Source organism: Specibacter sp. NPDC057265, from assembly GCF_042668835.1.
Classification (GTDB): Bacteria; Actinomycetota; Actinomycetes; order Actinomycetales; family Micrococcaceae; genus Specibacter.
In genome coordinates this window covers 326,654-338,593 of the sequence record NZ_JBHUYE010000001.1, presented here as the reverse complement: position 1 = coordinate 338,593, position 11,940 = coordinate 326,654, and the positions used below count along the sequence as shown (strand labels likewise).

Here is an 11,940-nt window from a genome sequence, read left to right as displayed (position 1 = left end):
ACGAGTATTCGTTACTCGGGCGCCGGGCAAAGGGCCCCCATAGGCTAAATCTTGAGCACCAATCCTGGCCATCCGGTGGGAAATCACCACGGGAGGCAGGGCCGGTGCCAGCCGATGGAAGTTCTTTGGGGAAGGCCTGTTAATGCAGCAAAAAAACATATCAGCGGTCAAGGTCGGTGACTTGATGATGACGTTCGCACGTCGCTGGCCGGTAATACTGGTAACCACACTTATTTGCGCTGCCCTTGGTTTTGCCCTCGGTGCCACGGCACCAAAAATCTATACGGCAACAGCCACCCTCACGGTTTCCCCCATAACCACCAGCCCCTTTTCCAGCGCCGCGGTAAATCAACAAATCAATATCACCACTGAACGCGCCATTCTTTCCTCCGGTGAAGTTGCCGCCATTGCCGCCCAGGAACTCGGGGAGAAGGCATCCTCGGGATCCCTGCAGAGCAACACTGAAACCGCAGCCCCCTCGGGCTCGCAGATTCTGGAAGTCAGTGTCACCCTGCCCGACGCCGAGAAGGCCGCCCGGCAAGCGAATGCCCTGGCGAAGGCCTACCTGCAGTTCCGCTCCGAGGGGGCGGCGGAGGTTGCCGCCGGCTACATTGCCCAAATTGATGAACGGCTCAAGAACCTCAGCAATCAAGCCACTTTGACCGACAGCCAGCAGCAGCAGGTGCAGAATCTGCAACAGCAAAGAACCGAACTGACGCTGGCCTCGGCAAACCCGGGACGCCTCATCGGCTCGGCAACTGCACCGGCCCAACAGTCGTCCATGGGCCTGTTGGTGTTCATGGCCGCCGGGACCATGGGTGGCGTGCTGCTGGGACTGGCCCTGGCACTGGTGCGCGAACGCACAGACCCCAAGGTGCGCACCGCGGCACGGCTGGGCGCCCTGTTTGAAAACGAGCTGGTGCTGGTCAATGACAAGGATCAGGAGCCGGTGCGGTGGCTGGTGCGCACGGTCCGGCTCGGCGGTGCCCGGGATGCGGGGCACGGCACCATCTTTGTGGGTGTCATCACCCTGCCCGGCAGCGGCCCGGCGGGGCTGCACTCCTGGCTGGCGTCCTTGGCGCGGCGGCACAAACTGGACGTTTTGGCGGTGTCCGCGCAGCGGGTTTCCCCCACGGCGGTGGATTTGGGGTGGCCGGCACGTGCAGGCCACGGCCGCTGGGAAAACAGTGACATGGTCTTTGTCGAGGTGGGCAGCGGCATTGCCGGCACCCGCCTGGCCGACCTGGCCGACCGCATGGACCTGCTCATTGTCTCGGCCGGGAAGCGGACCCCGCTCCGGGCGTTGAGGCAGACACTGGCCCTGGTGCGCACCCTGCCTGCGGAGCGGATCATTCCGGTGCTGTATGCCCCCAGCGGCCGGCGGCGCAGCCACCGGCAGCACAAATGGACGGCCACGTCCGCGGATCAACCGCCGGCACAGCAGGGCGCTGCGGCCGTGCCGGTCCCCGCCGGGCGGGACCACAACGCCGCGGCACCGTCTGAAGCAGGCCATGTGCCGGCGGCAATTCCGCCTTTCCTCGCCCACGGCATCCCCACATCCATTGTGACCCGGACGGCAACAGCCGTCCCGACGATTCAACTAAACCCAAGGGAGCGCTGATTTTGAATGAAAATTGTCCTGGTATCTTCGGCCGGAGGCCATCTGGCGCAGCTGCTGCCGTTGGCACCGTGGTGGAGCAAGCACGAGCGCACCTGGGTGTCCTTTAAACTGCCCGAAGTTGAATCCGCCCTGGCCGGCGAAGACGTCGTTTGGGCACACTTTCCCACCACCCGGAACCTGTTCAACGCCTTCCGCAATTTCCTCCTGGCCTGGCCCACCCTGATACGCATACGCCCCGATCTGGTGGTCTCCGACGGCGCCGGGGTGAGCGTGCCGTTCTTTCTGGTGGCCAAGGTGCTGGGGATCCGGACCGTTTATCTTGAATGCTTTGACAGGATCAGCATGCCAACGCTCAGTGGACGCATCTGCTACCCCATGACGGACGTTTTCTGCGTGCAGTGGCCGCAACAGCTGCACAGCTATCCCGACGCCGTCAACGTGGGACCAGTACTGTGAACGCCCCCGGCCAGATGCCGAAGGTGGTGGTGTCGCTGGGTACCGACCACCACAGGTTCAACCGCCTGGTGGACTGGATTGACCAATGGATGGAGCAGCGGCAAACGCCCGTCGACTGCGTGGTGCAGCACGGATTCAGCCGGGCGCCCCGCTACGCCACGGCCGTGGAGCGGATGCCCCGGCACGAGTTGCTGGAACTGTACCGGCAGTCGGAAATTGTGGTGGTGCAGGGAGGCCCGGGATCCATTCTGGATGCCAGGGAGGTGGGCCGGGTTCCCATCGCCGTGCCACGGCGTCCCGAGTTGGACGAGGTGGTGGACGGGCATCAAATCATCTTCACGGACATCATGAGCAAACAGGGGGACGCGATCATGGCCGAGGACTATGCCGGGTTTGTGCTCAAACTTGAAGCGGCCATAGCCCAGCCGGCAACGGTGACCACCGCGCCCCGGGTGGCGCGGCCGGACATTGCCACCTACAAGCTGGAGGAAGCAATTTTTTCCGGCTTCCTGCAAAGCGACAAGGGCAGGACACGACGGCGTCTGAAGCAGCTGATTGGTGCCAAAGGCAACCCCTTGGCAGCCTCCGGCGGTCCCGGCCATGGCGGCAATCCATGACGGGCCGCTCAGAGCTGACGGCAGTAAAGCCGGCGCAGCCCAAGCGCAGGGGCGCCCATGTCCAGACCACCACCATCCTGTCCGTCCAGGGCGGGCTGGGCAACCAGCTCTTTGAGTGGGGCTTCGCCCACGCTTTGGCGGCCCGGGGCGCCCGGGTGGTCATTGACACCGTACGCTGCCGCGGCAACCGCCCCCTGGAACTTGGCGCGCTCCTGGACGGATATCCGAGGCTTTCGCGCCCGCTGGGACTGGCCGCCGTGCTGGCCCAGAAGCGGGGCCTGCTGGCAGGCAATTGGGCAGGCAGCGGAAGCATGCGGCTGGTGCAGGAACCGGGCTTTTCCTTTGACCAGGGCTTTACGGATGGTCTGCTGCGACCGGAGGGGGCCACCAATTATGTGCTGGGCTACTTCCAGTCGCCCAAATATTTTGCCGGCCAGGAACAGGAGGTCCGGACCAAGGTCTCCGGCCATCTTCACGGCATGCTGACCCAGCAGGGGAAGTCCTTCGCCGCCGCCCTGGCGGCGGATCCGCACAGTGCTGCGGTGCACGTGCGGCGCGGTGACTACCTGAGCAACCCGGTGGCTGCCGCCCATCACGGCAGCCTTCAGGGCAGCTACTACCAGTCCGCCCTCTCCACCCTGCGGGACCTGGGGAAGCACAATGTGCTGTGGTTCAGCGATGACACCGATTGGGTGGCTGCCGAACTGGCCCGGCCAGGGGATACGGTGGCCACCCCGGCGCTGACGGCGGAGCTGACCACGGGCGCCGGTGGGGAGATTGCCCTGATGGCGGCCTGCTCCAGCAGGGTCATTGCCAACAGCAGCTTCAGCTGGTGGGCCGGGTGGCTCGGTGGCGACTCCACCGCGGGGTCCCCGGTCATAGCGCCGGCGCAGTGGTTTTCCGGCTCCCCGGACCCCGCCGCGGACCTGGTCCCCGGGCACTGGATGCGGTTTTAGGGCTGCCGCCAACAGTTGCGGCCCTTCCCAAGACGCAGCCCCTCCCCATGCCACAGCGCGGTGGCGCGGGGAGGGGCTGCATTTTTTTCTGCCCGGCAACAGCCGACGGCGGCGCCCGGCCAGTCCGGGCCAGGCAGCCCCGGCGTGGGTGCCGTCAGCGCAGGGCCGCCAGTCCCCACGGGATCCGCCGGTGCCACACCACGGCGGTGTAGATGCCGGTCAGCGCGGCCAGGCCCAGGCCCACGCTCCACCAGGAGGGGCCAAAAATGGTTTGGACCAGCCACAGCCCCACCCCGTAGACCAGAGCCGCCAGCCCTGCCGGCATGGCGATGGCGCGGGGGGATACCCGGATCCGCAGGAAGTGGTGGACTTCCCAGGTGGCCAAGGCACAGTCAAGCAGCACCGCGGCGGCCCAGGAAAGGGCCGCCCCCCGCAGGCCCAGCCACGGAATCAACGTCAGGTTCCCCGTGAGGGCCACGGCCAGTGCCGCCAGCTTGTTGTACAGCTGCCAGCTGCTGCGGCCGGCCATAAGCAGCACGCTTTGGACGCCCCCGGCCGTCACCGCCAGGCACATGGCACAGGCAATGATGGCCAGGGCCGGGTAGCCGGCACTGAATTCGGCGCCGAAGAATGAGAGCAGGGTTGGTCCGCTGACCAGCAGCACCAGGTAGAAGGGCCAGGCCACCAGCACCAGGATCCTGGTGGACATCAGGTAGATCAGCTGGGCCCGGGCCAGATCCGCAGAGGCCATGGCGGCACCCAGCATGGGCCCCACCACAATGCGGGCACTGTGGTCGGCCATTTGCCCCAGCCGCACGCAGCGGTTCACCACCCCGTAAATACCCGCCGCAGCGGGACCCAGGAACAGGCCCACCAAAATGACGTCCAGCCACTCCAACACAATCTCCACCAGGGAACTGGCGCCGCGTCCGGCCGAGAAGGACCAGAAGGAACGCAGCTGCCCCAGGGCGCTGCGCGGGGACTTCACCGCAGAGGCACTCCGGTCCTGCCCGCCGCCTGCGCCAATGCCGCCGTCCTGGGCCAGATAGGCCCGGTAGCTGCGGTGCACCATCACCGCGGCCACCACCAGCACGCCGGCCACGGGCACCACCCACGCGGCGGCCAGGGCCAGGGTGCCCAGCCCCAGCACTGTCACTGCGGCAACGGCGGTGAAGCGCAGGCACGGCAGGAGCACATTCTGCAGCCCCGTGAAGCTGCCCACCCGCCCGAAGCCGCGCAGGCCGCCAAAGACCGTGCTGAGCAGGGAGCCCGGGACAATGAACACTGCCAGCAATTGGATCAGCTCCGTGGCCCGCGGGTCCTGGAACAGGCCGCCCAACGCAGCGGCGGAGCACCACACGGCCACCGCCACCACGGTGGCGGTGATGCCCACGGGCACCAACGCCACGGCGAAGCTCAGCCGCACCGCGTCCCGCTCGCCACGGGTCAGCTGCGCGGTCAGGGTCTTCACCAGCCCCGTCTCGGCCCCGAAGGTGCAGGCGGCGGTGGCAATGGCAAAGAACGCCAGGATCTGAAAAAAGACCCCGGCCCCTGCATCACCGGCGGAGTTGCTGACGAACAAGGTGGTGGCGAAAGCCACGCCGGCACCAAAAATCACTGTGCCAAAGGTGCCTATGCCGGTTTTGGTCACAGCCTTTCGATCGCCCTGCAGCACAATGGGCCGGCTCATGGGTGCAGCTGCCTTGGCGGGGGGAGCACGGCTGCCGGCGTCTGCGGAGGGCTCCCGTTCAGCGGTTCATCATGGTATTTGGCGCGCAGAAGCACCGCCATGGCCAGCGCCACCGTGGTCATCTGCATGATGTCCAGGCTGTAGTACGGGATGATTCCCACCGCCGTGATCAACACCCCGTGCAGCCACAGCCCTGCGGTGCCCGGCGCCTGCCAGGTGCGGATGATGCCGTTGCCCAGGAAGTAGAGGAACAGGCCCAGGCCCACCAGGCCATAGCTGAACATCAGCATCCAAATGTAGCCCTGGGTGCCCAGGGAAATTCCAATGGTGGCGTCCATGCGCGGCCCGCCGTGGCCCACCAGGGGCGACTGCAGCGTGGCCGCCCAGGTGGCGTCGTAAATGCGCAGCCGCCCGGAGGTGCTGTCGCTGTATTCCTGCCGGCCCAAAATCCGGGCCAGGGCCCCCGAGGCCGTCAGGGCCCCCACTGCGGCGGCCACGCCGAGGGCCAGACCGGCCACCTTCACCAGCTGCCCGCGGGCGGCAATGCGCAGCACCACGTAGCCGGTTCCCACGGCCACCCCCAGCAGCATGCCGCGGTTGCTGGTGGCCAGGGCCGGAATGAATGAGACCACCAGCAGCGCCAGCAGCGCGAGCTTGCTCCACCAGTGCCGGGCCACCGTCACCAGATACAGGGCGCAGGGGGTCAGCAGCGCAAACGCCACACCCCAACTATTGGCGTAGGGGAAGGGGGCGGCCGGGCGGTTGAAGGGCTCCGGTGCCCCCCAGGGCTGCTGGATTTCAGCCAGCGGAGGCATCACCAGGTCATACACCAGGGGGTTTTGGGTCAGCGCCCCCGGCAGCACCGCACCAATGGGGGTGCGCAGCCGGAACTCCGGCCACACCATGGCGGCCAGGCCCAGCAGCACCACCGTCACCCAGACCACGCCCACGGCGGCCATGAGGCGCCGGGCGCTGAGGCGTTCGCGGGCATTGACGTAGTACAGCATGAAAATTCCGACGGCGGCCAGGTTGCCCAGGCGTTGGGCGTAGCCCACGGCCGCGCCGCCATCGGGCAGGTTCACCGCGGCGGCCCCCACCCACAGCAGGAACGCAAACCAGGGCAGCAGTCCCGGAACCAGCGTGATCCGGCCGCGGATGAGCAGCAGGGCCAGCATCACCAGGGCCAGGGCGGCGGGGGCGAAGGGTGCGGCGCCCAGCGCCCACCACAGCGGGAAGCCGGCCAGCAGCACCATCATGGGCCAGGCCGGCAAAACGCCGGCGGCAGCCACGGTCCGCCCGGGGCCACCGGCCGCCAGCGGCGACGGCTGCGAAGGGGACGGCTGCGAAGGGTGCAGCTGCGCCGGCGGTGCGGCGCCGGCCGGGGCCCAGGGGTTTTTCACAGCCCCCGGCCCCTGCGGTTGACGGTGTCCAGCAAGCGCTGGGGGGAGACCAGGCCTGCGGCCACCGCGAGCGCGGCATAGGCGCGCAATTGTTGGGGATTGCGGCGCAGCGCCGAGTACGCCCAGTGCAGGGCGGCGCGGCGTTCACCGAGCGCGGCGTGGGAGAAGGCCACCTGGGAGGCAATCCGGGCCACCCCGTGCGGGGATTCCTCCAGTTCCGGGAATTTACGCAGAATGTAGGTCAGCCCCACGGCCATGCTGCGCCATTTGCCGGCGAAGAAGGAGGGCCTGTCCCACCGCACAGTCACCAGCGGGAACGGAACCGACCACACGTCGCCGAAGCGGGTGGCACGCAAAAGCAGGTCGTAGTCCTCGCCGTAGGAGCTCGGCAGGGCTTCATCAACCAGCCCCACCCGTCCCATGAAGTCCTCCCAGCGGAACAGCATGGTGGAGGGGTGGATGGCCGTGACCCGGGAGGAAAGGAAGTCCCGGAAGGAGGTCTGTGACGGCGGGCAGCGGTCGGTCTGCCCGGCGTCGGAGCGGACGGTGATGCCGCCGGAGATGGCAATGGCCTCCTTTTGGTGCCGTGACCAGAGGTCCAGCTGCAGGCTCAGCTTATTGGGATGCCACAGGTCATCGTCGTCGCAGAAGCCAATGATCTGCCCGGCAGCGGCCAGGATTCCGGTGTTCCGCCCGCCCGCCAGCCCCTTGGTGCGGGAGTTCTGCATCAGCCGCACATCACGGTTGGGCGGGATCTCAATGTCGCGGAGCTTGTCAATGTCAATCCCGTCAAAGACCACCAGCACCTCCACCGGCCCCGTATAGTCCTGGGCCAGGATGGATTTGACGGCGTCCCGGAGCATGTCCGGGCGTCCTATGGTGGCAATGACCACGCTGACCAAATCCAGCGCCGGGGTCTTCTCCAGCCCGGGGGTGTTGTGGGGGGAGTTCACGCCGCCACCGCCTGGGCGCCCTGCAGGCTGCGGAACTTGCGGGCAATGGACGCGGCGGCCGTCACCGTGTTTGCCGCCAGCATCACCACATAGAGCAGCAAAAACAACGGCGGGAAGCCCCACGCCACAAACAGCCAGCACAGGGTTCCGGAGTCGGTGTGGACCATCAGGAGGGAGCGGGCGGCACCGGAGGAGGGGACCGGTGCCGTGGGGGCAGGCACCGGCTGCGGTGCAGGGGCTGCATTGCGCAGCAGTTGTTCGGCCAGGATCTGGCTCATGAAATGGCAGGTGGCCACGGCGCAGTAGAGCAGCGGCAGCCACCACTGCCAGGCGCCGGCGCCGTAGAGGCCCACAAAGCCGGCCGCAACGCACAGGTGGATGGCGGGTGTCCGGGCGGCATCAATGACATGGTCCAGCCATTCCCCGGCCATGCTTCCGGTGCCCGTCACCCGGGCCACCTGGCCGTCGGCGGAGTCCAGCACGTAGCCGGCGGCCAGCAGGACCGCCACCAGCAGACCCGTCAGGGGTGAGACCGGCAGCAGCAGCAGCAGCGCCAGCGCCGCGAAGGAGAACACCGCACTGACTCCGGAGACGGCATTGGCGCTCCAGCCGCGGGCGGCGAAGAACGCCGCCACCCCGCGGGCCAGGCCGCGGTTGACCCACCGGGTGTACGCCGGCACGCCCACCCCTGATTTCTGTGCGAACTTCAAACCCGCCAGGATCTCCCCAAAGGACCCCCGGGTGCGGGGACCCGGGGCAGCGCTGTGCGCGGCCGTTTTTTGTTGCTGTGTCATGCCTTCTCCAAGTTGATTGTCAGCTGCCCGGGACCACTGTGCGGCCGGTTCACGGCTGCTCCTGCGCAACCACGGTGGTGGCGGTGAGGGCAAAGCTGGAATTGGCCGTGGACCGGAAGTTTGAATGCACCGAGGCGGCAATGCTGTTGCTGCCCTGCACAAAGGCCGACGCCGGCACCACCACCGAGATGGGGTTGCTGGCGGCGAAGCTGGTGCTCGGCGCGGCCGTGCCGTAGCTGTTCCAGGCAATGGTTCCGGCGGGCAGATTGGTGCGGGAGACCTCCACCCCATTGACGAAGAGCAGCAGGGAATCATCGGCCCGGGTGACAAGTTTGACCTCGTCAAAGGACGCCAGGTCATCGATGGTGAAGTTCAGCCGGTACTGGGCCGCCAACGGCTTGGTGCCCGCCGCCGTCAAGGTGGTGGCAATGGAGCCGTCCCCCCATCCCAGCGGGGCCGGGCCCGTGGCCCAGGATGAAGCATTGAAGGCCGTGGTGGTCCATGCCGGATCCGGGGCGGAGTTTTCAAATCTGTACTGCCAGCTGGCGGCCGCAGGCACCAGCACCACCGGCTTGACCGGCGGCGGCGGTGGCGGCGGCTGCGTCCCGGCCACCGCCAAAGCCGTCAGGGAGAAGCTGGAGTCGGGCGTGGTGCGGTGGTTGGAACTGACCTGGGCCGTGATGGTGTTGACCCCGTTGACCAGCACCGATCCGGGGACCGTGTAGCTGACGGAGGTGGCCGCTGCGGTGCGGGGGGCGGAGGTGGCGTAGCTGTTCCAGGCAATGGTCCCGGCCGGCATGTTGCTGCGGCCGGCCTCAACCCCGTTGACGTACACCACCACGCCGTCGTCGGCCTTGGTGGTCAGCTCCAGCGAAGCCACCGTTGCGGCATTGTCAATGGTGAAGCTTTTGCGGTACTGCACACCCAGCGGCTTGGTGCCTGCCACGGCCAGGGGGGTGGCAATGGCCGTTGATCCCCAGCCCAGGGGAGCGGGGCCGCTGGCCCAGGCGGAGGCGTCAAAGCCGTTGTCCTTCCAGGCCGCCGGCGGGGCGGTGTTTTCAAAGCGGTAGGACCAGGAGGCGTTCGCCTCGATCAACAGCGTGGGAGGATCCACCACCACGGGGGCAACGGCCACCGGGGTGCTGGCGGAGTAGTTCCCGGCAGCGTCCACAGCCCGCACAAAGTACCTGCTGCCGGCCACGGTGGGGGTGCTGAAGCTGGTGCCGGCCACGGTGCCAATGACACGGTCGTTGCGCAGCAGCTGATAGCCGGCAGGCCCGCCGCCTGCGGCGCCCCAGGAGAGGGTGTCCTCAATGCCGTTGGAGGTCACTGTGAGGTTTTGCGGGCTGCCCGGTGCCGCCGCATCCCGCGGGGCGAACCTGACAAAGCCGCCGGACCACTGGCTTGAGCCGGTCTGGGACACGGAGTTGGTGAAGTCCCCGCCAATCCACAGGTTGTTGTTTGAATCGGTGAAGGTGCCCCAGGCCCCATGCCCGGCGCGGGTGTCCAGGATGGGGTTGAAGGACTGTTCAATGATGCCGGTCTCGGCGTTCCAGGCCCCCACAAAGCCCAGTTTGTCAGCCACAGTCCAGGTGGAGCCCAGGTTGGGCCAGAAGCTGGCGCCGGTGTAGGTGAAGTCATTGCAGTGGCAGCCGGCGTAAATGGTGCCATTGCTGATTTGCGAGGTTTGGAAGTCGCCGTTGTATTTGCCAATGTTCGTGGCGGTCCTGGTGAAGCTGGTCTTGTTGTAGGCGAACAGGTCATGCTCGGAGCCGCCGTGCCAGATCTGGGAGGCGCCCTCACTGACGGTGAATTGGAAGTCGGCGTTGCCGCTGGAGATCATGGTCCAATCAGCTGTGACCTTCGCCGCGCCCGCGGCGGTGCCCAGTGCGGCGATCTTGTGGGTTGTGGCGCCGTTGCTGGTGGTGAAGTAGCCGGCAGCGTAGAGCCGGGTGCCGTCGGCGCTGGGCTCCACCTCCGAAACGGTGCCGTTGAAGGCCGGGTTCCAGGTGGCGTCAGGGGTGCCGTTGGCCACGGACACCCGGGCCGCTGACCGGGAATAGGTGGTGGTGTCAGGGCGGGTGCCGCCGCCAAGGTGCGTGAAGTTGCCGCCCAGGTAGAGCCAGTTCCCCTGCACCTTCAGGCTGCGCACCTGCAGCACCTCGGCGGTGAGGGCGTTGCGGACGTTCACGCTCACGGAGTTGTTGGTGGAGCCGTCGGCCGGGTTGAGCACCACCACGCCGGCGTGTGGTTGGCCGTTGGCCACTGTAAATTCGCCCCCTGCCACCACCAGGCCGTTGGGCAGGGTGGCCAGCGCCTTGACCTGGCCGTTGAAGGTGGGCCGGAAGTTCGCATCCCATGCACCGGTGGAAACGTTGAAGCCGGCCAGGAAGCGCTGCTCCACCTGCCCGGTGCCGGCCTTGTTCTGCTGCACGTAGCGGAAGTTGCCGCCGGCGTAGACGGTGGACCCCGATTGCGTGAAGGCCTGGACCTCGGTGTTCATTTCCCCCGAGCGGCCGTTGGCCAGCCCGGAAACGCCCCAGGTGGTGGGCAGCGAACCGGTCTGTGCCAGCGGTGTCTGGGCGTAGGCGGGCGTGCCGGCGTCGGCAATCGTTGCGGCGGGAAAATCCGCCTGCAGCAGCCGCGGGCGCAGGAACATCTGCGTGAACGGCTGGGGGCGGCCGGTGGCGGCGGCGGCGGACCACACATAACTGCCGGCATCGGAGGAACCACGCGCATTTGAGCCGAAGGAGAAGCCGATCTTCCAGCTCTGGGTGGTGGCCGTCTGCATGTACACGCGCCGCAGGTCCTGGTCACTGCCAAAGTCCCCGGTTTGTCCGCCGGAGGCGGCCACGCCGTCAAAGCTGACGGAGTTCACGGGGGTTTCTGCGCGGAACGTCCAGGTCCAGCGCGGCTGCTTGCTGTACTTGAAGCGCACGTTTTGCCAGCTGCTGCCGTCCGTGTTGGTGGCCCGGTTCAGCCGGACACCGTCGGCCAGGCTGTCGGGGCGGGCCCCGTTCAGCAGCCCATCCACCACTGTGGAGGGCAGCTGCCGTGGCACAAAGGCGGCGGTGCCGGTGACGTTCGCGCTGAGCTGGGCGGGCGTGCCGTAGCCTTCATAGTTTTCCTTCCACCCGTCCCGGCCCCGGCCAATGAGCACCCAGCCACCGCCGTCGGTGGTTTGGTCACAGTAGAACTGGGCGGGTGCTGGCAGCTTCGGAGTGCGCAGCCAATACACCCCCGACGGCGCCTCCGGGGCAAGCTGCTTGATTTCGAAGCAGGACGCCGCGGCGTAGGCCGCGCTGCTGCCGTCGTACACGGCCGGCCCGGCGGCCTGCGCCGACGGAGTGAAGGCGAAGAGCAGGGACAGCGGCAACGCGGCGGCGCTCAACAGCGTGCACAGGGTGCGTGGCAGTGCCGGGCGGGGTTGGCCAGTGCGTGGTTTCATGGGCT

General features: G+C 67.4%; 9 protein-coding genes. 4 read left to right on the top strand and 5 right to left on the bottom strand.

All coding sequences use genetic code 11. The annotated features are described in order from the left end of the window. Positions 1 to 142: 142 nt before the first annotated feature. The 4 genes from ACFUCV_RS01425 to ACFUCV_RS01410 are packed head-to-tail and all read left to right on the top strand — an operon-like array spanning position 143 to position 3,650. Positions 143 to 1,621 carry a Wzz/FepE/Etk N-terminal domain-containing protein gene (locus ACFUCV_RS01425; RefSeq protein ID WP_380811219.1) on the top strand — a complete coding sequence of 493 codons (1,479 nt, stop codon included), beginning with the start codon at positions 143 to 145 and terminating at the stop codon, positions 1,619 to 1,621. Positions 1,622 to 1,627: 6 nt separating this feature from the next. After that, positions 1,628 to 2,077, top strand: a complete 450-nt coding sequence (gene pssD / locus ACFUCV_RS01420) for a PssD/Cps14F family polysaccharide biosynthesis glycosyltransferase (RefSeq protein WP_380811217.1) — start codon at positions 1,628 to 1,630, stop codon at positions 2,075 to 2,077. Next, positions 2,074 to 2,694, top strand: coding sequence for a glycosyl transferase (locus ACFUCV_RS01415; protein WP_380811215.1), 621 nt, complete (start codon positions 2,074 to 2,076; stop codon positions 2,692 to 2,694). The genes pssD and ACFUCV_RS01415 overlap by 4 nt, the downstream gene beginning before the upstream one ends. After that, positions 2,691 to 3,650: an alpha-1,2-fucosyltransferase gene (locus tag ACFUCV_RS01410; RefSeq protein WP_380811213.1), complete on the top strand. Its 960-nt coding sequence runs from the start codon at positions 2,691 to 2,693 to the stop codon at positions 3,648 to 3,650. The genes ACFUCV_RS01415 and ACFUCV_RS01410 overlap by 4 nt, the downstream gene beginning before the upstream one ends. Positions 3,651 to 3,804: 154 nt before the next feature. Here ACFUCV_RS01410 and ACFUCV_RS01405 read toward each other — a convergent pair whose 3' ends face one another. From ACFUCV_RS01405 to ACFUCV_RS01385, 5 genes are read right to left on the bottom strand one after another with little or no spacing between them, the layout of a single operon-like run. Continuing rightward, positions 3,805 to 5,340, bottom strand: a complete 1,536-nt coding sequence (locus tag ACFUCV_RS01405; RefSeq protein ID WP_380811211.1) for a lipopolysaccharide biosynthesis protein — start codon at positions 5,338 to 5,340, stop codon at positions 3,805 to 3,807. Then, positions 5,337 to 6,740, bottom strand: a complete 1,404-nt coding sequence (locus ACFUCV_RS01400; protein ID WP_380811209.1) for an O-antigen ligase family protein — start codon at positions 6,738 to 6,740, stop codon at positions 5,337 to 5,339. Before ACFUCV_RS01400 ends, ACFUCV_RS01405 begins: the two co-directional genes overlap by 4 nt. Continuing rightward, on the bottom strand, positions 6,737 to 7,693 hold the full coding sequence (locus ACFUCV_RS01395; protein WP_380811205.1) for a glycosyltransferase family 2 protein: 957 nt from the start codon (positions 7,691 to 7,693) through the stop codon (positions 6,737 to 6,739). Before ACFUCV_RS01395 ends, ACFUCV_RS01400 begins: the two co-directional genes overlap by 4 nt. Next, the gene (locus ACFUCV_RS01390) at positions 7,690 to 8,487 is read right to left on the bottom strand and encodes a CDP-alcohol phosphatidyltransferase family protein (protein ID WP_380811203.1); all 798 of its coding nucleotides are present in this window, start codon (positions 8,485 to 8,487) and stop codon (positions 7,690 to 7,692) included. Before ACFUCV_RS01390 ends, ACFUCV_RS01395 begins: the two co-directional genes overlap by 4 nt. Positions 8,488 to 8,536: 49 nt before the next feature. Next, the gene (locus ACFUCV_RS01385) at positions 8,537 to 11,935 is read right to left on the bottom strand and encodes a fibrinogen-like YCDxxxxGGGW domain-containing protein (RefSeq protein WP_380811201.1); all 3,399 of its coding nucleotides are present in this window, start codon (positions 11,933 to 11,935) and stop codon (positions 8,537 to 8,539) included. Between the last annotated feature and the right edge of the window lie 5 nt (positions 11,936 to 11,940).

Coding starts and splice junctions, on each gene's coding strand:
- ACFUCV_RS01405 (WP_380811211.1), bottom strand. CDS start 5,340: ATGAGCCGGCCCATTGTGCTGCAGGGCGATCGAAAGGCTGTGACCAAA.
- ACFUCV_RS01410 (WP_380811213.1), top strand. CDS start 2,691: ATGACGGGCCGCTCAGAGCTGACGGCAGTAAAGCCGGCGCAGCCCAAG.
- ACFUCV_RS01425 (WP_380811219.1), top strand. CDS start 143: ATGCAGCAAAAAAACATATCAGCGGTCAAGGTCGGTGACTTGATGATG.
- pssD (WP_380811217.1), top strand. CDS start 1,628: ATGAAAATTGTCCTGGTATCTTCGGCCGGAGGCCATCTGGCGCAGCTG.
- ACFUCV_RS01390 (WP_380811203.1), bottom strand. CDS start 8,487: ATGACACAGCAACAAAAAACGGCCGCGCACAGCGCTGCCCCGGGTCCC.
- ACFUCV_RS01385 (WP_380811201.1), bottom strand. CDS start 11,935: ATGAAACCACGCACTGGCCAACCCCGCCCGGCACTGCCACGCACCCTG.